The 20235-nt window shown below is 63.5% G+C and carries 23 protein-coding genes; 10 read left to right on the top strand and 13 right to left on the bottom strand.

The window, feature by feature from the left end; translation table 11 throughout:
- Window positions 1-39: 39 nt before the first annotated feature.
- Together N436_RS24500 and N436_RS24495 are read left to right on the top strand one after the other, a co-directional pair.
- Window positions 40-705, top strand: a complete 666-nt coding sequence (locus N436_RS24500) for a TetR/AcrR family transcriptional regulator (protein WP_019097917.1) — start codon at window positions 40-42, stop codon at window positions 703-705.
- A gap of 35 nt (window positions 706-740) precedes the next feature.
- Entirely contained in the window at window positions 741-1595 is an 855-nt protein-coding gene (locus N436_RS24495) for a sulfurtransferase (protein ID WP_110742166.1), read from the top strand.
- Window positions 1596-1607: 12 nt separating this feature from the next.
- On the opposite strand, the gene N436_RS24490 is transcribed toward N436_RS24495, so the two are convergent.
- Genes N436_RS24490 through N436_RS24475 form a run of 4 tightly spaced genes read right to left on the bottom strand, consistent with a single transcriptional unit; the run spans window position 1608 to window position 6113 of the window.
- Window positions 1608-2600 carry a hydrolase gene (locus tag N436_RS24490; protein ID WP_110742165.1) on the bottom strand — a complete coding sequence of 331 codons (993 nt, stop codon included), beginning with the start codon at window positions 2598-2600 and terminating at the stop codon, window positions 1608-1610.
- A 60-nt stretch (window positions 2601-2660) separates the two neighbouring features.
- Window positions 2661-3275 carry a 16S rRNA (guanine(966)-N(2))-methyltransferase RsmD gene (gene rsmD / locus N436_RS24485; protein ID WP_060498072.1) on the bottom strand — a complete coding sequence of 205 codons (615 nt, stop codon included), beginning with the start codon at window positions 3273-3275 and terminating at the stop codon, window positions 2661-2663.
- Window positions 3275-4765 (bottom strand): pitrilysin family protein, encoded by a 1491-nt coding sequence (locus N436_RS24480; protein WP_110742164.1) that lies wholly within the window; start codon window positions 4763-4765, stop codon window positions 3275-3277. Before N436_RS24480 ends, rsmD begins: the two co-directional genes overlap by 1 nt.
- Window positions 4758-6113: a pitrilysin family protein gene (locus N436_RS24475; RefSeq protein ID WP_105946458.1), complete on the bottom strand. Its 1356-nt coding sequence runs from the start codon at window positions 6111-6113 to the stop codon at window positions 4758-4760. The genes N436_RS24480 and N436_RS24475 overlap by 8 nt, the downstream gene beginning before the upstream one ends.
- Before the next feature lie 231 nt (window positions 6114-6344).
- On the opposite strand from N436_RS24475, the gene ftsY reads away from it, so the two are divergent.
- The 4 genes from ftsY (at window position 6345) to rpoH (ending at window position 10533) form a co-directional block, all read left to right on the top strand.
- Window positions 6345-7871, top strand: coding sequence for a signal recognition particle-docking protein FtsY (ftsY, locus tag N436_RS24465; protein WP_110742163.1), 1527 nt, complete (start codon window positions 6345-6347; stop codon window positions 7869-7871).
- Between the two features lie 2 nt (window positions 7872-7873).
- A complete protein-coding gene (ftsE, locus tag N436_RS24460) occupies window positions 7874-8545 on the top strand; it encodes a cell division ATP-binding protein FtsE (RefSeq protein WP_012274659.1) in 672 nt (223 codons plus the stop codon).
- Window positions 8542-9567: a permease-like cell division protein FtsX gene (gene ftsX, locus N436_RS24455; RefSeq protein ID WP_016712522.1), complete on the top strand. Its 1026-nt coding sequence runs from the start codon at window positions 8542-8544 to the stop codon at window positions 9565-9567. Before ftsE ends, ftsX begins: the two co-directional genes overlap by 4 nt.
- Window positions 9568-9678: 111 nt before the next feature.
- Window positions 9679-10533 carry an RNA polymerase sigma factor RpoH gene (rpoH, locus tag N436_RS24450; RefSeq protein ID WP_015272155.1) on the top strand — a complete coding sequence of 285 codons (855 nt, stop codon included), beginning with the start codon at window positions 9679-9681 and terminating at the stop codon, window positions 10531-10533.
- A gap of 167 nt (window positions 10534-10700) precedes the next feature.
- On the opposite strand, the gene mtgA is transcribed toward rpoH, so the two are convergent.
- A complete protein-coding gene (gene mtgA, locus N436_RS24440) occupies window positions 10701-11411 on the bottom strand; it encodes a monofunctional biosynthetic peptidoglycan transglycosylase (protein ID WP_110742162.1) in 711 nt (236 codons plus the stop codon).
- Window positions 11412-11475: 64 nt separating this feature from the next.
- Between mtgA and N436_RS24435 the strand changes: the two genes are divergently transcribed.
- The 4 genes from N436_RS24435 to trmB all read left to right on the top strand — a co-directional run bounded on the left by N436_RS24435 (window position 11476) and on the right by trmB (window position 13748).
- Window positions 11476-11847, top strand: a complete 372-nt coding sequence (locus tag N436_RS24435) for a DUF423 domain-containing protein (RefSeq protein WP_060498067.1) — start codon at window positions 11476-11478, stop codon at window positions 11845-11847.
- A gap of 102 nt (window positions 11848-11949) precedes the next feature.
- Window positions 11950-12150: a sulfur carrier protein ThiS gene (gene thiS / locus N436_RS24430; protein WP_012274654.1), complete on the top strand. Its 201-nt coding sequence runs from the start codon at window positions 11950-11952 to the stop codon at window positions 12148-12150.
- A gap of 53 nt (window positions 12151-12203) precedes the next feature.
- Window positions 12204-13016 (top strand): thiazole synthase, encoded by an 813-nt coding sequence (locus N436_RS24425; protein ID WP_105946455.1) that lies wholly within the window; start codon window positions 12204-12206, stop codon window positions 13014-13016.
- 9 nt (window positions 13017-13025) lie between these two features.
- Complete coding sequence (gene trmB, locus N436_RS24420; protein ID WP_110742161.1) at window positions 13026-13748, top strand: tRNA (guanosine(46)-N7)-methyltransferase TrmB; 723 nt, start codon at window positions 13026-13028, stop codon at window positions 13746-13748.
- A 632-nt stretch (window positions 13749-14380) separates the two neighbouring features.
- Here trmB and N436_RS24415 read toward each other — a convergent pair.
- From N436_RS24415 to proC, 8 genes are all read right to left on the bottom strand, one after another.
- The gene (locus N436_RS24415; RefSeq protein WP_105946454.1) at window positions 14381-14707 is read right to left on the bottom strand and encodes a DUF3392 domain-containing protein; all 327 of its coding nucleotides are present in this window, start codon (window positions 14705-14707) and stop codon (window positions 14381-14383) included.
- A gap of 9 nt (window positions 14708-14716) precedes the next feature.
- Window positions 14717-15892: a radical SAM family heme chaperone HemW gene (gene hemW, locus N436_RS24410; RefSeq protein WP_110742160.1), complete on the bottom strand. Its 1176-nt coding sequence runs from the start codon at window positions 15890-15892 to the stop codon at window positions 14717-14719.
- Complete coding sequence (rdgB, locus tag N436_RS24405; protein ID WP_019097207.1) at window positions 15889-16485, bottom strand: RdgB/HAM1 family non-canonical purine NTP pyrophosphatase; 597 nt, start codon at window positions 16483-16485, stop codon at window positions 15889-15891. Before rdgB ends, hemW begins: the two co-directional genes overlap by 4 nt.
- On the bottom strand, window positions 16482-16916 hold the full coding sequence (locus tag N436_RS24400) for a DUF4426 domain-containing protein (protein WP_028698439.1): 435 nt from the start codon (window positions 16914-16916) through the stop codon (window positions 16482-16484). Before N436_RS24400 ends, rdgB begins: the two co-directional genes overlap by 4 nt.
- A 22-nt stretch (window positions 16917-16938) precedes the next feature.
- Window positions 16939-17559, bottom strand: coding sequence for a methionine biosynthesis protein MetW (gene metW, locus N436_RS24395; RefSeq protein WP_003249106.1), 621 nt, complete (start codon window positions 17557-17559; stop codon window positions 16939-16941).
- Between the two features lie 7 nt (window positions 17560-17566).
- Entirely contained in the window at window positions 17567-18706 is a 1140-nt protein-coding gene (locus N436_RS24390) for a homoserine O-acetyltransferase (RefSeq protein ID WP_110742159.1), read from the bottom strand.
- 88 nt (window positions 18707-18794) lie between these two features.
- Window positions 18795-19385, bottom strand: a complete 591-nt coding sequence (locus N436_RS24385; RefSeq protein WP_012274648.1) for a YggT family protein — start codon at window positions 19383-19385, stop codon at window positions 18795-18797.
- Between the two features lie 10 nt (window positions 19386-19395).
- Window positions 19396-20214 carry a pyrroline-5-carboxylate reductase gene (gene proC, locus N436_RS24380; protein WP_105946452.1) on the bottom strand — a complete coding sequence of 273 codons (819 nt, stop codon included), beginning with the start codon at window positions 20212-20214 and terminating at the stop codon, window positions 19396-19398.
- Window positions 20215-20235 lie beyond the last annotated feature (21 nt).

Below are 20235 nucleotides of genomic sequence, written 5' to 3'. Positions count from 1 at the left end.
ATGGCCCTTTGAAGTAGGCCCGCAGACTGGGAGCTGAGCATGGCCCCGCGCATGAAGACCCGAGAGCGCATCGTGCAGAACAGCCTGGAGCTGTTCAACCAGCAGGGCGAACGCAGCGTCAGTACCAACCACATTGCCGCGCACATGGAAATCTCGCCCGGCAACCTGTATTACCACTTCCCCAACAAGCAGGCGATCATCGCCCTGTTGTTCAGCCAGTATGAAGAGTTGGTGGACAGCTTCCTGCGCCCGCCACAAGGCCGCGCGGCCACCGTGGAGGACAAGCGCTTCTACCTCAAGGCCTTGCTGGCCGCCATGTGGAACTACCGCTTCCTGCACCGCGACCTGGAGCACCTGCTGGACAGCGATGCCGAACTGGCCGCCCGTTACCGGCGTTTTTCCGAGCGTTGCCTGCGCCAGGGCCAGGCGATCTACCGAGGCTTTGTCGAGGCGGGCATTCTGGCCATGGCGCCGGCACAGATCGAGTCGCTGACCATCAATGCCTGGATCGTGCTGACATCGTGGGTGCGTTTTCTCAGCACCACGCGTGAACATTCCGCGCATTTGGGTGAAGAAGCTTTCAAACGCGGCGTCTATCAGGTGCTGGTGCTGGAGCTCGGCTACGTGACCGACAACGCCCGCGCTGCCGTGGACGCCCTGTGCCAGGAATTCCATGTACCGTTCAACCAGGCCCTGGAGCTCTAGCCCAGGGCCCAAGTGCCATCGATCAGGAGATTGTCATGCCCCTTGCGCAATTGATCACCCCGCAGCAGTTGGCCGAGCGCCTGGACGCGCCCAAGCTGGTGATTCTCGACTGCCGCTTTGCCCTTGAGGATGTGGACTATGGCCAGCGCAGCTATGCCCAAGGGCATATCGCCGGGGCGCATTTTGCCGACCTTGACCGCGACCTCAGCGGGCCGGTGAGCAAGGGGCGCACCGGGCGCCACCCATTGCCCGATGCGCAGCGGCTGGTCGCGCGCCTGCGTGAGTGGGGCCTGGACAACGACAGTGAGGTGGTGCTGTACGACGACGGCCCCGGTGCCTTTGCCGCCCGTGCCTGGTGGCTGTTGGTCTGGCTGGGCAAGCGCAGCGGTGTGGCGATTCTCGACGGTGGCCTGAAGGCCTGGCATGCCGCGCACCTGCCGCTGAGCCTGGACCCACCGCCGAAGCGCGAAGGCACCTTCAAGGGTGAACCGGATGCCAAATTGTTGATTGATGCCGACCACTTGGGCAAGCGTCTGGGGGCTGCGGACCTGACCTTGCTCGATGCACGCGCGTTGCCACGTTTTCGCGGTGAAGTGGAGCCGATCGATCCGGTGGCGGGGCATATTCCCGGGGCCCAGTGCGCAGCGTTTACCGACAACCTGGGGGCTGATGGGCGCTTTTTGCCGGCGGACCAGCTCAAGCAGCGCTTTGCCGAAAAGCTGGCCGGGCGCGCGCCGGAGCAGCTCGTGTCTTATTGTGGGTCTGGGGTGACGGCTTGCCACAACCTGTTTGCGCTGGCGCTGGCGGGGTACCCGTTGGGCAAGCTGTATGCCGGGTCCTGGAGCGAGTGGATCAATGATCCGGAGCATGGCGTAGCCACTGGCGAGTAATCGGTAAGCGCCCTATTGGCCGTTCACCAGCCACTGCGGAATCCGCCGCTCCAGGTAGTACCCCGGATTTCGCAGGCTGCCATCGACAAAGCCCACATGACCACCGCGGCTGTGCAGTTCGAAGCAGGTGTGTGGCGCCAGCTCACGGGCCGTTGGCAGGCTATGGCCGGACACGAACGGGTCATCGCTGGAATGGATGATCAGCGTTGGCGTGCGGTTCTGGCCGAGGAAGAAGTGGCTCGATGAGCGGCGATAGTAGTCGTGCGCATCGCGAAAGCCGTTAAGCGGTGCGGTGACTTTGCCGTCGAAGTCCCAGAAGGTGCGCAAGTTGGTCAGTTGCCCCAGGCGCTCCAGCGCCGCCAGCCGATCATGCTGACCATGCTCGTGGAAGTGCCGCTGTTTGAGCTGCACATACGCCAGCATTTCGCGCATGAAGTGCGCCTGATACACCTTGGAGAACCCTTGGCCGATACGGTCGGCACAGTGGTCCAGACGAAAGGGCACCGACACGGCAACCGCTGCTTCCAGTTGGCTGGCAACCCCGCTTTCGCCCAGATATTTCAACAGTACATTGCCACCCAGCGAGTAGCCCACTGCATACAGTGGCGCCAAGGGGCGTTGGGCGCGCAGGTGGCTGACAATTTCCGCCAGGTCTTCACTGGCGCCGGAGTGGTAGCTGCGTGGTAACAGGTTGGGTTCGCCCGAGCAACCGCGCCAGTTCGCTGCCACGCTGGCCCAACCGCGCCCTTGCAGCGCTTGCTGCAAGCCTTTCACATAGGGTGAATGCGACGAGCCGGTCAGCCCATGCAGCACAAGCACCAGTGGCGCATGGGGTTCATGGGGGCCATGCCAGTCGAGGTCGATGAAGTCGCCGTCGGCCAGCCACAGCCGCTCGCGGTTGCGCTGCAGTTCAGGCAGCTTGCGCCACAGGGGCCCCCACAGGGTTTGCAGGTGGGGGTTGGAAAGGCCGGTGGCCGGGCGAAATGTGGCGCTTTGGCTGGGCATACTGGGCGACTCGTGATGTGCCTGCCTAGAGTGCCATGAAAAAGCGCCACAGTACCTGCGCTATTGGTCGGTTGTGGCCCTTTGCCAGAGCGCGTAGTGCACCTGACCGGTTTTCTTCTCGCGGTGCAGGCGCCAGTTGCCCGGCAGTTGCAAGGTTGAAGGCGCGGCTTCGCTTTCGGTGTAGACCCACGCCTGTTCGCGCAGCCACTGGTTCTGCTCCAGCAGGTTGCAGGTGTTGGCCAGCAGGTCCTGGTGGAACGGCGGGTCGAGGAACACCACATCGAACTGCTGCTTGGCCGGGCCTTGCAGGTAGCGCAGGGCATCGGTTTGCAGGATCTGCCCACGCGGGCAGCGCAGGATTTCGAGGTTGTTCTTCAGGTTGGCGATGGCTGCCGGGTTGCTGTCCAGCGCCACGGCGTCTTCGGCCCCGCGCGACAGGGCTTCGAGCACCAGGGCGCCGCTACCGGTGAAGGCGTCCAGCACGCGGGCGCCCTCGATGTAAGGTGCCAGCCAGTTGAACACGGTTTCCCGCACGCGGTCGGGCGTTGGCCGCAGGCCTTCGCCTTCCGGCACCGCCAGGCGGCGGCTGCGCCACTCGCCGGCGATGATGCGCAGGTGGCCCTGGCCCTTGCTTTGGCCCGATTGCGGGCGGGCGGGAGGGGTGGATCTTGGCATTAGTGCTCCGGTACCCCGAGCGGCTGCTCGGAGGGCTTGTCAGTGGGGGCTGGCAGCGGTTTTTGTGGCACTTTCGGGCCAACGGTGACGATCACCAGTTTATCGGCTGACAGGTGTTTGTTCATGGCCGCCTTGACCTGTTCGACGGTGAGGGCCTGGGACTGCTGCATGAAGTCCTCCAGCCAGGTCAGCGGCAGGTTGTAGAAGCCGATTGCACCCAGTTGCCCGACGATGCTGGCGTTGCTGGCATTGGACAGCGGGAAGCTGCCGGCCAGTTCACGCTTGGCATCGTCCAGCTCTTGCTGGGTAGGGCCCTGTTTGAGGTAGTCGGAAAGAATGTCCTGCACCAGCTTCAGCGTGCCTTCGCTCAGCTCGGCGCGGGTTTGCAGGTTGATCATGAAGGGGCCGCGCACCTGCATCGGGCTGAACACCGAGTACACGCCGTAGGTCAGGCCGCGCTTTTCACGTACCTCGCTCATCAGGCGGGTGCCGAACGCACCGCCGCCGAGGATCTGGTTGCCCAGCGACAGGGCTGGCCAGTCCGGGTCCTGGCGGTCGATACCCAGTTCGGCCAGCATCAGGTGGGTTTGCTTGGACGGGAAGTCGATGTGAGTCAGGCCAGCCTTGGCGTCAGTGGGCTGGGCTGGTGCGGCCAGTGCCGGGCCCTTCGGCAGGCCGGCAGATACCTGGGCCGCAATGGCTTCGGCTTCCGCGCGGCTCAGGTCGCCGACCAGCGCAATGACCGCGTTGCCGCCGGTATAGGCTTTGGCATGGAAGGCGCGCAGCTGTGCCAGGGTGATGCCCTCGATGCTTTCGGCGGTACCGTCGCTGGGGTGGGCGTAAGGGTGGTCGCCGTAAAGCTTGCCGAACAGCGCCTTGCCCGCGATCTTGCCGGGGTTCTGCTTTTCGTATTCGAAGCCGGCCAACATCTGGTTCTTGATGCGCTTGAGGGCGTCTTCGGGGAAGGTCGGCTTGCCCGCCACCTCGGTAAACAGCTTGAGGGCCGGTTCGCGCTTGTCCTTGGCGCTGAGGCTGCGCAGCGAGGCCACCGCCATGTCGCGGTAGGAACCGTTGCCAAAGTCCGCCCCCAGGCCCTCGAAACCTTCGGCGATGGCGGTCACGTCTTTACCGGCCACGCCCTCGTTGAGCATGGCGTTGGTCAGTGCGGCCACACCTGGCGTAACGCCGTCCTGGCTGCTGCCGGCGGCGAAGGTGACGCGCAGGTCGAACATGGGCAGTTCGCGGGCTTCTACGAACAGCACACGGGCGCCTTCGGCGGTGTTCCAGTGCTGAATGTTCAACTGGCGCCGGCTGGGTGCCTTGCCATCCAGTTCGGCCAAGGATTGCAAGGTGTTGGCTGGGCGAGCGGCGCTGCTGTCGGCCTTGGCGGCGTTGTCGGCCATGGCCGGGGCGGCCAGCACGGTCGCCAGCGCCAGGGCGCGGATGCCCGTGGCCAGCAGTGTTGGGCGTGGTGCGCGGCGATCACTCATGAGCGGACTCCTCGGGCAGTACATGGGCAACGCTCAGGCGTTCGCGGGTGAAATAGGTGCGCGCGGCGTTCTGGATGTCCTGCGGGGTGACACGCTTGAGCTCGTCCAGCTCGCTGTCGATCAGCTTCCAGGACAGGCCGACGGTTTCCAGCTGGCCGATGGTGGTGGCCTGGCTGCTGATGGAGTCGCGGTCGTAGACCAGGCCTGCGATGACCTGAGCGCGTACGCGTTCGAGCTCTTCGGCGCTGGGCGGGGTGGTCTTGAGTTCTTCAAGCAACTGCCAGATGCCTTTTTCGACATCGGCGAGGGTTTTCTGCTTCTGCACGTTCGGCGTAGCCGAAATCAGGAACAGGCTGTCGCCGCGGGTGAAGGCGTTGTAGCTGGAAGAAGCGCCGGCCACCAGCTCCTGACCACGCTCCAGGCGTGCCGGCATGCGGGCGCTGTAGCCGCCGTCGAGCAGGGCCGAGATCAGGCGCAGGGCGTGCACGGTGCGTGGGTCCTTGGCGGTGGGCAGGCCGGGCACGTTGAAGCCGTAGATCAGGCTGGGCAGTTGGGTGCGTACATGCAGGGTCAACTGGCGCTGGCCAGGTTCGGCCAGTTCCAGGGGCAGTTTGGCCGGTGGCACGGCGCGCTTCGGAATGCTGCCGAAATACTTCTGCGCCAGGCCCTTGACCTCGTCGGCGGTCACATCGCCGACCACCACCAGCGTCGCGTTGTTGGGCGCGTACCAGGACTCGTACCAGTGGCGCAGCTCCTCGACCTTCATACGTTCAAGGTCGGCCATCCAGCCGATGGTCGGGGTGTGGTAGCCGCTGGCCGGGTAGGCCATGGCGCGGAACAGCTCAAACGCTTTTTGATTGGGCTGGTCGTCCGTACGCAGGCGGCGCTCTTCCTTGATCACCTCGATTTCGCGGCTGAACTCGTCGGCGGGCAGGCGCAGGCTGGCCAGGCGGTCAGCCTCCAGCTCCAGGGCTACCGGCAGGCGGTCGCGGGCCAGCACCTGGTAGTAAGCGGTGTAGTCGTCGCTGGTGAAGGCGTTTTCGTCGGCGCCCAGGTCACGCAGGATGCGCGAAGCTTCGCCGGGGCCGACCTTGGCGCTGCCCTTGAACATCATGTGCTCCAGCGCGTGGGACAAGCCGGTCTGGCCCGGGGTTTCGTAGCTGGAACCCACCTTGTACCAGATCTGCGAGACCACCACCGGGGCGCGGTGGTCTTCGCGCACGACCACTTTCAGGCCATTGTCGAGAATGAATTCGTGGGTGGGTTGCACATCGGCGGCGAGGGCCGCGAGCGGCAGGCAGAGCGTGCCGAACAACAGGCCAGCGGCGCGGCGGGCTAGAGCATTCATACGGTGTTTAACCTGTTCGGCGGCCCGCTGGGTTTAGCGTCGACGGGCCAGGAGGTGCTAGGATACTGATCCGGTTGCCTGGCGACCATGCCTGTCGCCGTTCTGGCCCACAGGACACTAAGACAAAACGTTGCGCATGAACCAGCAGGCTTCAAGATAGTCTGTTCTGCGTAGAGAGAATTCCCGATGTGCCATTGCTGGCTCATCGCTACCCTGAGATAGCCGTCCTCCATGTTTGGTTCCAACGACGACAAAAAAGCGCCGGCCGAGGCTGGCGAAAAGAAAGGCCTGTTCAGCTGGTTTCGAAAGAAGCCGCAGCAACCTGTCGCCGAACAGCCACAAGCCCCCGAACCCCAGGCTGCAGAACCCGTAGCGCCGCAGCCCGCCGTCGAGCGCCCTGAAGCCGCTCCGGTCGAGCCGGTGGTTGCAGCAGCCCCCGCAGCTGTAGCTGAGGCCCCTCGGGCTGCCGAGCCAGCCTTGGCCTCTGAGCCTGCAACGGCGCCAGTGGCGACTCCGGTATTCGAGCCGGCACCTGCCCCTGTGGTTACCCAGGCCCCTGAGCCAACCCCGGCCCCTGTGGGAGCGGGCGTGCCCGCGAATGCAGAGCCTGCCGCCCCGCAGGTCGAAACCCCTGCACCTGTAGCAGCCCCAGTCATTCATGCCGTCGAGCCCCCTGTCAGCAACCTGGTCCTGCCCGTTGCCGAAGAGCCCGTTGCTCTGGTTCCCGACCTGGAGCCAAAGGCCCCGCCAGCAATCCCCGATCGCCCGGTAGCAGCGCCTGTCGAGCCAGAGCCGGCCCCTGTCGCTGCCCCAGCCGTTGTCGAACAAGCCAAACCCGGCTTCTTCGCCCGCCTGAAGCAGGGCCTGTCGAAGACCAGCGCCAGCATCGGCGAGGGCATGGCCAGCCTGTTCCTGGGCAAGAAAGTCATCGACGACGACCTGCTCGACGAGATCGAGACCCGTTTGCTGACTGCGGACGTCGGCGTGGAAGCCACCTCGGCCATCGTCCAGAACCTGACCCAGAAGGTCGCGCGCAAGCAGTTGGCCGACGCCGATGCCCTGTACAAGTCGCTGCAGGAAGAGCTGGCCGCACTGCTGCGCCCGGTCGAGCAGCCGCTTAAAGTACAGGCGCAAAACAAGCCTTACGTCATCCTCGTGGTTGGCGTGAACGGCGCCGGCAAGACCACCACCATCGGCAAGCTGGCCAAGAAGCTGCAGATGGAAGGCAAAAAAGTGATGCTGGCCGCTGGCGATACTTTCCGTGCCGCAGCGGTCGAGCAGTTGCAAGTGTGGGGCGAGCGTAACCAGATTCCGGTAATCGCCCAGCATACCGGTGCCGACTCCGCGTCGGTGATCTTCGACGCCGTTCAAGCCGCCAAGGCCCGTGGCGCCGACGTGCTGATCGCTGACACCGCCGGCCGCCTGCACACCAAAGACAACTTGATGGAAGAGCTGAAGAAGGTCCGCCGGGTTATCGGCAAGCTCGACGCCGATGCGCCGCACGAGGTGCTGCTGGTGCTCGACGCCGGTACTGGCCAGAACGCCATCAGCCAGGCCAAGTACTTCAACCAGAGCGTCGAACTGACTGGCCTGGCCCTGACCAAGCTGGACGGCACTGCCAAGGGCGGGGTGATCTTTGCCCTGGCCAAGCAGTTCAACATTCCGATCCGCTTCATCGGTGTGGGTGAAGGCATCGACGACCTGCGTACCTTCGAAGCCGAGCCGTTCGTCAAGGCTCTGTTCGCCGAGCGAGACTGACCATGATCCGATTCGAACAGGTTGCCAAGCGCTATCCCAATGGTCATGTGGGTTTGCATGAGCTGAGTTTCCGGGCGCGCCGGGGCGAGTTCCTGTTCGTCACCGGGCACTCGGGCGCTGGCAAGAGCACCTTGCTGCGCCTGTTGCTGGCCATGGAGCGCCCGACCAGCGGCAAGCTCATGCTGGCCGGGCAGGACCTGGGCCAGATCAGCAATGCGCAGATCCCGTTCCTGCGCCGGCAGATCGGCGTGGTGTTTCAGAACCACCAGCTGTTGTTCGACCGCACGGTGTTCAACAACATCGCCTTGCCCCTGCAGATTCTCGGCCTGTCCAAGGCCGAGATCGCCAAGCGCGTGGATTCGGCCCTGGAGCGTGTATCGCTGTCCGACAAGGGCGAACTGTTCCCGGCCGACCTGTCCACCGGGCAGCAGCAGCGGGTAGGCATTGCCCGCGCCATCGTCCACCAGCCGGCCCTGCTGCTGGCCGACGAACCCACCGGTAACCTCGACCCGCGCCTGGCTGCAGAGATCATGGGCGTGTTCGAGGACATCAACCGCCTGGGTACCACGGTATTGATCGCCAGCCACGACCTGGCACTGATTGCGCGCATGCGCCACCGCATGCTGACCTTGCAGCGCGGCCGCTTGATCGGCGATGGGGAGGCCGGGCAATGAGCACTACACGTACGCCGAAGGTTTCCGAGCGGGTTGCACCAAAGCCCGCTGACCCGCAACCGGCGAAGAAAAAGCGCGGCGAAGACGATGATGGCCCGGATTTCCGTACGCTGCTGCATGCCTGGCTGGAAAGCCACCGTGCCAGCATGGCCGACAGCCTGCGCCGCTTGGGCAAGCAGCCGATCGGCAGCTTTTTCACCTGCCTGGTGATGGCGGTGGCGCTGAGCATGCCCATGGGCCTGTCGTTGCTGCTGAAGAACATCGAGCAGCTTGGCGGCTCGTGGCAGCGCGCCGCGCAAATTTCGCTGTTCCTCAAGCTGGATGCCGGCAGCCGTGATGGTGAGGCGCTGCGGGATGAGATCAAGGGCATGCCCGGTGTGGCGGACGCGCAATATGTCAGCCGTGAGCAGGCGCTGGAGGAATTTCAGCAGCAGTCCGGCCTGGGCGAGGCCCTGCGTGAACTGCCCGACAACCCGTTGCCTGGCGTGGTGGTCGTGACCCCGACCGAGGTCGACAAACCGGCCCTGGAAGCTTTGCGTCAGCGTCTGTCGGAGCTGCCACGGGTTGAAGTGGCGCAACTGGACCTGGTGTGGGTCGAGCGCCTGGCAGCCATCCTCAAGCTGGGTGACCGCTTCGTCTTCGGCCTGGCCGTGATGCTGATTTCTGCCCTGCTGTTAGTAATCGGTAACACAATTCGTCTACACATTGAAAACCGCCGGATCGAGATCGAAGTGATCAAGCTGGTCGGCGGCACCGACGCCTACGTACGCCGGCCTTTCCTGTATATGGGGGCCCTGTATGGCCTGGGTGCGGGCCTGTTGGCGTGGGGCATCCTGGCGTTTGGCCTGAACTGGCTGAACGAGGCGGTTGTAGGGCTTTCCGGGCTGTATGGCAGTGATTTCGCCCTGGGGGGGGTGCCGGCGTCCGATGGTCTGTCGCTCTTGATCGGAGCAGTGTTGTTGGGGTATATCGGTGCATGGATCGCAGTCGCTCGTCACCTGAACGAGCTGGCACCGCGATAGTTTTTACATGCCAGCATTGACATTTTGTTCACTATGGAACTTGTACCGTCGTTCCAGGTCAATGTTGGCAGCGCCCACAAGGCGCGAGTTTAGTAAGTCGGAGGTTCTTGAATGACCACATCGTTGCAACCTGCCTATGCCCTGGTGCCCGGTGCAAACCTGGAAGCCTATGTGCACACGGTCAACAGCATCCCGCTGCTGACGGTCGAGCAGGAGCGTGATCTGGGCGAGCGTCTCTATTATGAGCAGGATGTCGAGGCCGCTCGTCAAATGGTGATGGCCCACCTGCGTTTCGTCGTACACATCGCCCGTAGCTATGCGGGTTACGGGCTGGCACAGGCCGACCTGATCCAGGAAGGCAACGTCGGCCTGATGAAAGCCGTCAAGCGCTTCAACCCGGAAATGGGCGTGCGCCTGGTGTCGTTCGCCGTGCACTGGATCAAGGCAGAAATCCACGAATTCATCCTGCGCAACTGGCGTATCGTCAAGGTGGCGACCACCAAGGCCCAGCGCAAACTGTTCTTCAACCTGCGTAGCCAGAAGAAGCGTCTGGCCTGGCTGAACAACGACGAAGTGCATCGCGTGGCAGAAAGCCTTGGCGTAGAGCCGCGCGAAGTGCGTGAGATGGAAAGCCGCTTGAGTGGCCAGGACATGGCGTTCGACCCGGCAGCCGAGGCGGATGACGACAGCGCCTTCCAGTCGCCAGCGCACTACCTGGAAGACCACCGGTACGACCCGGCGGTGCAACTGGAGGATGCCGACTGGAGCGATAACTCCACCAGCAACCTGCACGAAGCGCTGCAAGGGCTGGATGAACGTAGCCGCGATATTCTCTACCAGCGCTGGTTGGCGGAAGAGAAGGCCACGCTGCATGAACTGGCAGACAAGTACAGCGTTTCGGCTGAGCGGATTCGCCAGCTGGAGAAGAATGCGATGAACAAGGTCAAGGCGTTGATCGCGGTCTGATCAAGCTTGGCTGATTGAAAAGCCGCTGGCCCGGGTAGGGTTGGCGGCTTTTTTATTTGTGTTGGCTTTGCCGGCCCCTTCGCGGGCTTGCCCGCTCCCACAGGTACTGTGCACGTCTCAACGACAGCGCTGAACTTGTGGGAGCGGGCGAGCCCGCGAAGAGGCCTTCAAAGTTTGCGTGAAGTATCGAGTTGCATCAGATAGCTAGGCCCACCCAACTGGCTCATCTGCCGGCGAATCCACCCGGCCCGGCTCGCCACATAGGCACTTGGCCGACTGGCACTCCACTTGATCGGGCTCGGCAGCACCGCCGCCAGTTGCGCCGCTTGCTGGCGGCTGAGCCTGCTGGCATCCACGCCAAAGTGATAGCGCGCCGCCGCTTGGGCGCCGAACACGCCCTTGCCCCATTCGGCACTGTTCAGATAAACCTCAAGAATGCGTTCCTTCGACCAGAACAGCTCGATCAAGGCCGTGAACCACGCCTCCAGCCCTTTGCGGAACCAGCTGCGCCCGGACCACAAAAACAGGTTCTTGGCCACTTGCTGGGTCAGGGTGCTGGCACCGCGAACACTGCCGCCGCGCTCGTTATAAGCCAGCGCCGCCTGGATGGCCGGGATGTCGAACCCCCAATGGCTGGCGAACTTCTGGTCCTCGCCCGCAATGACGGCAACCTTCAGTTCATCGGAGATGTTCTCCCACGGCTCCCAGTCGCGTTGCAGGTCGATCGGCTCGCCGCTGACCCACGATTGCACCTTGCGCTCGACCATCAGTGCCGTACCGGGCGGTGGCACCCAGCGGAACACCAGCACCAGCACGATGCTGCCGGCTGCGAACCAGAGCAGGGCACGGGAAAGGCGGCGCAGAAGAGTTGGAAGCATGGCGATGGCTTGGCCGTACGGGTGGAAGGGGCCATTATACAGACCCGATCCAAGGAGTCGTCCCATGCTTCGCAGCTTCCTGATGCTTGCCGCCTTTTTCGGCTTTACCGGGGTCGCCCTGGGTGCCTTCGCCGCCCACGGCCTGAAAAACCGTCTGACGGCTGACTACCTGGCCATTTTCCACACCGGCGTGACCTACCAGCTGGTGCATGCCCTGGCGATCTTCGGCGTTGCCGTGCTCTCGGCACACCTGCCCGGGCGCCTGGTGGGCTGGGCTGGCGGCCTGTTTGCCCTGGGGATCGTGCTGTTCTCCGGCAGCCTGTACCTGCTGACTCTCAGCGGCCTGGGCAAGCTGGGCATCATCACCCCGATTGGCGGCCTGTGCTTCCTGGCCGGCTGGTTGTGCCTGGGCCTGGCAGCCTGGCGGCTGGGCTGACCGAGTGGTCCACAATCGCGACTAATGGCGCGCACCGCCCTTGGGTTGCAGGGCGGTTCGGCGCTAGAATGCGGGCCCCAAAGAACAATGGTGGCCGTGCGCATGCGCATTCAACTGAACGGTGAACCTTACGAACTGCCTGCTGGCGAAAGCGTTGCAGCCCTGCTGACGCGCCTGGAGCTTGCCGGGCGCCGTGTCGCAGTGGAACTGAACCTGGACATCGTGCCGCGCAGCCAGCACGACAGCACGCTGCTTAACGACGGCGACCAGGTCGAAGTGGTCCACGCCATTGGTGGCGGCTGACAGCAGCCCTGCGGTTCACAAGCTAGCCCTGCAACCTTTCCCGAGGAACAACGATGAGCAACGTTCGTAGCGACAAGCCCTTCACCCTGGCCGGGCGTACTTTCCAGTCGCGCCTGCTGGTGGGCACCGGCAAGTACCGTGACATGGAAGAAACCCGCCTGGCCACAGAGGCATCGGGCTCCGAAATCGTCACCGTCGCCGTGCGCCGCACCAACCTTGGCCAGAATGCGGGCGAGCCGAACCTGCTCGACGTACTGTCGCCCGACAAGTACACCATCCTGCCAAACACTGCCGGCTGCTTTGACGCGGTGGAAGCGGTACGCACTTGCCGTCTGGCCCGCGAGCTGCTCGATGGCCGCAAATCGCACGAATCTCGCACGCTGGTAAAGCTGGAAGTGCTGGCCGACCAGAAAACCCTGTTCCCCAACGTGATCGAAACCCTCAAGGCCGCCGAAGTGCTGGTCAAGGAAGGTTTCGACGTGATGGTGTACACCAGCGATGACCCGATCATTGCTCGCCAACTGGCCGAAGCCGGCTGCATCGCGGTGATGCCACTGGCTGGCCTGATTGGTACCGGCCTGGGTATCTGCAACCCCTACAACCTGCAGATCATCCTGGAAGAATCCAAAGTCCCGGTGCTGGTCGATGCCGGCGTGGGCACCGCATCCGATGCCACCATCGCCATGGAAATGGGTTGCGAGGCCGTGCTGATGAACTCGGCCATTGCCCACGCCCAGCAGCCGGTGATGATGGCTGAAGCCATGAAGCACGCCATCGTCGCCGGTCGCCTGGCCTACCTGGCCGGCCGCATGCCGAAGAAACTCTATGCCAGCGCCTCTTCGCCGCTGGATGGTCTGATCAAGTAAGAGCCCCTGATGACTGAATCGCACGATACGCCGATCACCCCCGACGGCGACGCCCGCCCACACCGCCGCATCAAGAGCTTCGTGATGCGCGCCGGGCGCATGACCGAAGGCCAGCAACGCGGCCTGGACCAGGGCGGCCCGCTGTACATCCTGCCGCTGGCTGAAAGCCCGGTGGACTACGACCAGGTGTTCGGCCGCTCAGCGCCGCGCACCCTGGAGATCGGCTTTGGCATGGGCCATTCCCTGCTGGAAATGGCCGCTGCCGCGCCTGAGCAGGACTTTATCGGCGTGGAAGTGCACCGCCCGGGTGTGGGCGCGCTGCTCAACGGCGTGCTGACCCAGGGCCTGAAGAACCTGCGGGTATACGACTGCGATGCCATTGAAGTGCTGAACCGCTGCGTGGCGGACAACAGCCTCGACCGCTTGATGCTGTTCTTCCCCGACCCATGGCACAAGGCGCGTCATCACAAGCGCCGCATCGTGCAGCTGGAGTTTGCCGAGCTGGTACGTCGCAAGCTCAAGCCTGGTGGTGTGTTCCACATGGCCACCGACTGGGAGCCGTATGCCGAGTACATGCTGGAAGTGATGAGCGCTGCCCCGGGCTATCGCAACCGTGCAGCCGACGGCACTTACGTGCCACGCCCGGAAGAGCGCCCGATCACCAAGTTCGAACGCCGCGGCGAACGACTGGGGCATGGGGTCTGGGATTTGAAGTTCGAGAAGGTGGATTGATCGGCTGAACTAGCCATTCGATGCGCTGGAGCTTGCAGAAATGCAGGCGAAAAAAAACCGCTCTGAGAAGAGCGGTTTTTTTGTGTGAGCGACAGGACTGAGTATCCTTCGCTCTTGGGTATCACCGAAAACACCCCCACGGTCAAAAGATCATAGGCAGGCTGAGATTGCTCGTCAATAATGAGAAACATCCAGCATTAAGTGTGTCGAAGCGTCTAACAGCTTTGGCAGTGCACACCAAGTATCATCAAGCTGCTCCTGTGGGGATGAGTTCGGTGATGGGCCGGGTAGGAGAAGAATTCTGCTTTCTGGCCCCTTCGACACGGCCTGAGAACCGTGCCGGTAACTGAAATCGAAGGGCCATCAACCTGGCCACTTCACCGAAAACACTCCCCCGGTTTTCGAAGGCATCGAAGTGCCGGTTAGATGCTGGAAGATTGGCCCGCCAACACGGAGGCCAAGGCATATGAAGCGTTTGCTTGATGCGCTGAGCCGCGCCTGGAAGCTTGTCCGGATCTTGATTGTGTTCAAGACTGTTCGGGACTTCATGCGCGACCACTTTGATGATGCCCGTTAAAGGCTAGTCAGGTGGTAGGGCTGCCCTGGTATCCCGGGGCAGCTTTTAGCAATGCTTACCCGCGGCGATCCGCCACCACACCAATCAACACCAGCACCACCACCAGCACCGGCGCCAGCGCGTAGTTGTTGAACTGGCTCAACCCCTTCACCACCCACGGCGTGGCGTAGATCAGCGCCGCACCGCTGCCGATCATCACCATCAGCGCCATGAACGGCACGCGCAGGGCGCCTGCCAAGCCACCTAGCCGCTGCTCGGCCCAGGCTTTGACATCGCTACCAAACAGCACCAGCAGGCAGCCTACCAAGGCCAGTGAAATCTCCGACAGGTTACCGCGGCTCCAGCGGGAAACCGTCGCGAGCAGATCAAGTACCAGATCCATGGGTCATCCTTAGGTCAAGAAATACTGCAGCAGGTCATTGAGGAACAACTGGCCCCTCGGCGTGGCCATCAGTCGATCCGGTTCGACCTGCAAAAGGCCCTTTTGTTCGGCGGCGCGGCGTGCCTCGCGCAGTTGCTCCAGTGGCAAACCGGTGCCCTGGGTGAACAGCTCGGCTTCCACTCCGTCGGTCAGGCGCAGGGCGTTCATCAGGAACTCGAATGGCAGCTCGTCCACCGGCAGCAGCTTCTCGCCGGCCTTGAATGGCTTGGCCAGGTTCAGGTAATCCTTGGGCAGGCGGGTCTTCCAGGTACGCAGGATGCGCCCGTCGGCGAAAGTCAGCTTGCCGTGGGCACCAGCGCCGATGCCGATGAAGTCGCCGAAGCGCCAGTAGTTCAGGTTGTGCCGGGCAGCGCGGCCCGCCTGGGCGTAGGCCGATACCTCGTACTGGCGGAAGCCATGCTCGGCCATCAGTGCCTGGCCGGCTTCCTGAATATCCCAAAGGATGTCGTCCTCGGGCAGCTCAGGCGGCTGGTTCCAGAACACCGTGTTTGGCTCCACGGTCAGCTGGTACCACGACAGGTGCGTCGGCCCCAGGTCGATGGCCTGGCGCAGGTCGCCCAGCGCATCCTCCAGCGACTGGTCGGGCAGGCCGTGCATCAGGTCCATGTTGAAGTTGTCGAAGCCGGCCGCACGCGCCATGCCGGCAGCACGGACCGCTTCATCGCCATTGTGGATGCGCCCCAGCGCCTCCAGCTTGGCGGGCTGGAAACTTTGCACGCCGATGGACAGGCGGTTGATGCCGGTTTGCCGGTAGGCCTTGAACTTGTCCTGCTCGAAGGTGCCCGGGTTGGCTTCCAGGGTGATTTCGATGTCGGGTGCGAACGGGATGCGTTGTTCCACGCCTCGCAGCAGCCGGCCCAGGGCGTTGGCACTGAACAGGCTGGGCGTACCGCCACCGAAGAAGATCGAACTGATCGGGCGGCCCTGTACGGCAGCCAGCTCCTGATCGAGGTCGTCCAGTAGTGCTGTGACGTAGGCGTCTTCCGGTAGTTCAGGCCCGGCAGCGTGGGAGTTGAAGTCGCAGTAAGGGCACTTGCGTACGCACCACGGAATGTGGATGTACAGCGCCAGCGGCGGCAGGCTGGTGAAACCCGCCGCGCCGGGGGTGGACAGCGTTGCGATCATGCCAGGCCCAGACGTTGGCGCAGCAGGGCCATGGCGCGGGCGCGGTGGCTGAGCTGGTTTTTGTCCACAGGGGCCAGGTCGGCGCTGGAGCAGTTGCGCTCCGGCACCCAGAACAGCGGGTCATAGCCAAAGCCGTGCTCGCCGCTGGCCTCGAACAGGATGCTGCCGTGCCACAGGCCTTCGCACAGGATCGGCAGCGGGTCGTCGGCGTGGCGCACCAGCGCCAGTACGCAGACAAACTGCGCACCGCGCTCGGCTTCGGGCACGTCCTTCAAGGCTTCGAGCAGCTTGGCATTGTTGGCCGCGTCACCCTTGCCGTCGGCGTAGCGCGCCGAGTAGATACCCGGCGCACCACCAAGGAAGTCCACCGCCAGGCCGGAATCGTCAGCCAAGGCCGGCAGGCCGGAGATACGTGCGGCGTTACGCGCCTTGAGAATGGCATTTTCAACGAACGACAGGCCGGTTTCTTCTGGCTCTACCTGGCTGAATTCGCCAATCGAGCGCAGTTGCACGGACTGGCCGAGCATGGCCTGCAGTTCCTTGAGTTTGCCGGCGTTGTGGCTGGCCAATACGAGTTGCTGGAAATTCATCATTCGCCTGGGAACACTTCCTGGTTGAAGCTAAGGGAATTGCTGATACCGCCGGTTTCGATATTCAGGTCGAAGGTAACGGTTTCTGGCTGTTCGATCTTGAACTGGGCGATGTAGTACACCGCGCCCTGTTCGGTAATCTGTTTGAACGACAGTGGGCTGCTACGCCCGGTCAGGTCCTTGACCGTGCCGCTGACCACCGCTGTGGCAGGTTTGTTGGCCTTGAGTACGGCAATGTTGAGCACGCCCTGGTTCTTGCTGCGCACCAGGCCGGTGGCTGCGGCCACCTCGGGCGTGAGCATGCTCGACGTGAACGCGCTGTAGTGCACCGTCACGTCGCCAAACACTTCCTTGCGCTCGGGCCGGGCGGCATCGGCAGCCAGTACCGGCAAGGCCAGGCACAGGCTGATCAGGAACAGGGCTAGGCGACGCATGGGGCGATTCCTCCGGTGGGCGTCAGACCGCGAGCTGGTGCTCTTGCAGGCCCGGGCTGCTGACGCGATAGATGCCGATCTCACCTAGAAGATTAGGCCAAAGCCGGCCACCCCACCCGTTGCGGTGCAAGTGATCGACGGCCAGGCGGTCGAGCACCTTGGCCCTGCGCTCGTGCACCAGCTCTTCGAAGTCGGCGAAGGTGCAGAAGTGGATGTTCGGCGTGTTGTACCAGGTATACGGCATGAAGTCCGATACCGGCATGCGTCCCTTGGTGGCCAGGTACCAGCGGCAGCGCCAATGGCCGAAGTTCGGGAAGGTGATGATGCACTGGCGGCCCACGCGCAGCATCTCGTCGAGGATGCGGTCGGGGTACTCCACGGCCTGCAGGGCCTGGGTCATGATCACTACGTCGAAACTGTTGCTGGCGAAGTTGCCCAGGCCTTTGTCCAGGTCCTGCTCGATGACGTTGACGCCCTTGGCCACGCATGCGGCGATGTTGTCGGCGTCGATCTCCAGGCCATAGCCGGTGACCTGCTTGCGGTCACGCAGCGAGGCCAGCAGTTCGCCGCTGCCGCAGCCCAGGTCGAGTACCCGGCTGCCGGCGGGGATCCAGTCGTGGATGATTTCCAGATCGGCTCTCATGCTGTCCTCAGATGGCAATGCGGTTCATGTAGTTCGAGAAACCCTGCATGTAGCGAGGTGTGGGGATCAGGAAGGCATCGTGCCCGTAAGGCGAGTCGATCTCCAGGTAACACACGTTCTTGCGGGCCGCCATCAGGGCGTCGACGATTTCGCGCGAACGGGCCGGCGAGAAGCGCCAGTCGGTCGTGAACGACATGATGCAGTAGTCCGCCTTGACGTTGGCCAGCGTGGCAGCCAGGTCACCGCCCTGGGCGGCGGCCGGGTCGAAATAGTCCAGCGCCTTGGTCATCAGCAGGTAGGTATTGGCGTCGAAACGGCCAGAAAACTCCTCGCCTTGGTAGCGCAGGTAGCTTTCGACCTGGAACTCGACACTGTGGAAGTCGTAGTTGAGCTTGTCGCTCTTGAGCTCACGGCCGAATTTTTCACCCATCGAGTCGTCCGACAGGTAGGTGATGTGGCCGACCATGCGCGCCAGCATCAGGCCGCGCTTGGGGATCACGCCCTGGTCCTGGAACGAACCGCCGTGGAATTCGGGGTCGGTAAGGATGGCCTGGCGTGCCACTTCGTTGAAGGCAATGTTCTGCGCTGACAGCTTGGGCGCCGAGGCGATGTCGACACAATGGCGCACACGCTCGGGGTAGGTCATGGTCCATTGCAGTGCCTGCATGCCACCCAGGCTGCCGCCGACGATGGCCGCCCATTGCGCAATGCCCAGGCGGTCTGCCAGGCGTGCCTGGCTGTGCACCCAGTCTTCGACAGTCAGCACCGGGAAATCGGCGCCATAGGGCTTGCCGGTGGCCGGGTTGATGCTGCTGGGGCCGGTGCTGCCGTTGCAGCCGCCGAGGTTGTTCAGGCTGACCACGAAGAAGCGGTTGGTGTCGATGGGCTTGCCAGGGCCAATGCAGCTGTCCCACCAACCCGGCTTGCGGTCGGTGTCGGCATGGTAGCCAGCGGCATGGTGGTGGCCGGAAAGGGCATGGCAGATCAGCACGGCGTTGCTCGCGCTGGCGTTCAGGGTGCCATAGGTCTCGTAGACCAGCTCGTAACTGGCCAGGGAACGGCCACAGGCCAGGGCCAGCGGTTCATCGAACCGGGCGGTTTGCGGTACTACCAGACCGACGGAATCTTCGGGAAAGACAGTGGACATCGACCCTGCTCACGCTTGACGGAGGCGTAAGTCTAAAGAGCGCTACCCCCAGCGGCAAGCAAAGGCTTGCCGCTGGGGGCAACCAGGGTCAGATCATGCGCCACAGTTCCTGTGGCATGCCGGCGTAGGCGGCCAGCGGGGGCATGACGAACGACTGGATCACCTGGATCGCCAGGAAGGCGAAGATCGGCGAGATATCCATGCCGCCCAGGTTAGGCACGAGGCGGCGGAACGGTGCCAGCACCGGCTCGCTGATCTGGTAGGCCAGCTCGGCCGCCGGGTTATGGCTGTTGGGCGCGACCCACGAAACGATCACCATCACGATCATCGCCACCCAGAAAATCTTCAGGAACAGCGAGGTGATGCCGATGATCGCCCACATCAGCAAGTGCAGGATGTCGCCGAACGTGCCGTAGGTGACCATCAGCACGAAGCCCATCAGCAGGGCCTGGATAACGATTGCCAGCAGCAGCGACGAGGTGTCGAGCCCGCCGACACTGGGGATGACCCGGCGGATCGGCTTGAGCAGCGGCTGGGTGGCGCGCACCGCGAACTGGCAAAGCGGGTTGTAGAAGTTGGCCTTGACCAGCTGCAGCACGAAGCGCAGCAGGACGATCACCAGGTACAGGCTGACCAAGGTTTGCACCACGAAGATCGCGGCACCGGACAGTGCATTCATCTAAGGCTCCTTATTTGCCCAGTTGTTCGGCCAGCTCGGCAGAGCGCGTGGCCGCAGCCTGCAGTGCCTGCTCGACGATGGCTTCGAAGCCGCTGGCCTGGAACGACTTGATCGCCGCTTCCGTGGTGCCGGCGGGCGAGGTGACGCGGCGGCGCAGTTCGGCGGCATCGACATCGCTGGCAACCGCCATACGCGCAGCGCCCAAAGCCGTCTGCAAGGTCAGCTGAGAGGCGGTTTCGCGTGGCAGGCCGAGTTTTTCGCCTGCCGCTGTCATGGCCTCGATCAGCAGGAAGAAGTACGCAGGGCCACTGCCGGACACGGCAGTCACGGCATCCAGTTGCTGTTCCTGCTCCAGCCAAAGGGCAGTGCCCACGGCCGACAGCAGTTGTTCGGCCTGCTGGCGCTGTTCGCCGGACACCTCAGCGGTGGCGTACAGGCCGCTCACGCCCTGACGCAGCAGCGCCGGGGTGTTGGGCATGCAGCGCACAACCGGGCGAGCGCCCACCCAGCTTTGCAGGCTGGCGCAGGTGATGCCGGCGGCGATGGACACGATCAGCTGGCCATCCTGCAGGTTGGGTTGCAGGGCCTGGCACACGGCTTTCATGACCTGCGGCTTGACCGCCAGCACGATGACGTCGGCACCGTCGATGGCCTGGGCGTTGTTCTCGAACGTTTCGATGCCGTGCTCGGCCTGGATGCGGCTGCGGGTCTCGGCGCCCGGGTCGCTGGCGCGGATCTGCGAGGCGTCCAGGCCCTGGGCACGCAGACCACCGATCAGGCTGGCGGCCATGTTGCCGGCGCCGATAAAGGCAATGCGAGTCTTGCTCATGTCAGGTCCTTGTGGAAAAGA

The sequence above is a fragment of the Pseudomonas sp. RV120224-01b genome (assembly GCF_003208145.1).
GTDB lineage: Bacteria > Pseudomonadota > Gammaproteobacteria > Pseudomonadales > Pseudomonadaceae > Aquipseudomonas > Aquipseudomonas monteilii.
This window is presented reverse-complemented; position numbering and strand designations above follow the sequence as displayed.

Coding starts and splice junctions, on each gene's coding strand:
- rdgB (WP_019097207.1), bottom strand. CDS start 16,485: ATGATGAATTTCCAGCAACTCGTATTGGCCAGCCACAACGCCGGCAAA.
- rpoH (WP_015272155.1), top strand. CDS start 9,679: ATGACCACATCGTTGCAACCTGCCTATGCCCTGGTGCCCGGTGCAAAC.
- N436_RS24415 (WP_105946454.1), bottom strand. CDS start 14,707: ATGGATCTGGTACTTGATCTGCTCGCGACGGTTTCCCGCTGGAGCCGC.
- N436_RS24400 (WP_028698439.1), bottom strand. CDS start 16,916: ATGCGTCGCCTAGCCCTGTTCCTGATCAGCCTGTGCCTGGCCTTGCCG.
- ftsE (WP_012274659.1), top strand. CDS start 7,874: ATGATCCGATTCGAACAGGTTGCCAAGCGCTATCCCAATGGTCATGTG.
- N436_RS24475 (WP_105946458.1), bottom strand. CDS start 6,113: ATGAATGCTCTAGCCCGCCGCGCCGCTGGCCTGTTGTTCGGCACGCTC.
- N436_RS24500 (WP_019097917.1), top strand. CDS start 40: ATGGCCCCGCGCATGAAGACCCGAGAGCGCATCGTGCAGAACAGCCTG.
- N436_RS24385 (WP_012274648.1), bottom strand. CDS start 19,385: ATGAATGCACTGTCCGGTGCCGCGATCTTCGTGGTGCAAACCTTGGTC.
- N436_RS24435 (WP_060498067.1), top strand. CDS start 11,476: ATGCTTCGCAGCTTCCTGATGCTTGCCGCCTTTTTCGGCTTTACCGGG.
- proC (WP_105946452.1), bottom strand. CDS start 20,214: ATGAGCAAGACTCGCATTGCCTTTATCGGCGCCGGCAACATGGCCGCC.
- thiS (WP_012274654.1), top strand. CDS start 11,950: ATGCGCATTCAACTGAACGGTGAACCTTACGAACTGCCTGCTGGCGAA.
- N436_RS24490 (WP_110742165.1), bottom strand. CDS start 2,600: ATGCCCAGCCAAAGCGCCACATTTCGCCCGGCCACCGGCCTTTCCAAC.
- N436_RS24425 (WP_105946455.1), top strand. CDS start 12,204: ATGAGCAACGTTCGTAGCGACAAGCCCTTCACCCTGGCCGGGCGTACT.
- trmB (WP_110742161.1), top strand. CDS start 13,026: ATGACTGAATCGCACGATACGCCGATCACCCCCGACGGCGACGCCCGC.
- N436_RS24480 (WP_110742164.1), bottom strand. CDS start 4,765: ATGAGTGATCGCCGCGCACCACGCCCAACACTGCTGGCCACGGGCATC.
- ftsY (WP_110742163.1), top strand. CDS start 6,345: ATGTTTGGTTCCAACGACGACAAAAAAGCGCCGGCCGAGGCTGGCGAA.
- rsmD (WP_060498072.1), bottom strand. CDS start 3,275: ATGCCAAGATCCACCCCTCCCGCCCGCCCGCAATCGGGCCAAAGCAAG.
- hemW (WP_110742160.1), bottom strand. CDS start 15,892: ATGATCGCAACGCTGTCCACCCCCGGCGCGGCGGGTTTCACCAGCCTG.
- metW (WP_003249106.1), bottom strand. CDS start 17,559: ATGAGAGCCGATCTGGAAATCATCCACGACTGGATCCCCGCCGGCAGC.
- N436_RS24390 (WP_110742159.1), bottom strand. CDS start 18,706: ATGTCCACTGTCTTTCCCGAAGATTCCGTCGGTCTGGTAGTACCGCAA.
- N436_RS24495 (WP_110742166.1), top strand. CDS start 741: ATGCCCCTTGCGCAATTGATCACCCCGCAGCAGTTGGCCGAGCGCCTG.
- mtgA (WP_110742162.1), bottom strand. CDS start 11,411: ATGCTTCCAACTCTTCTGCGCCGCCTTTCCCGTGCCCTGCTCTGGTTC.
- ftsX (WP_016712522.1), top strand. CDS start 8,542: ATGAGCACTACACGTACGCCGAAGGTTTCCGAGCGGGTTGCACCAAAG.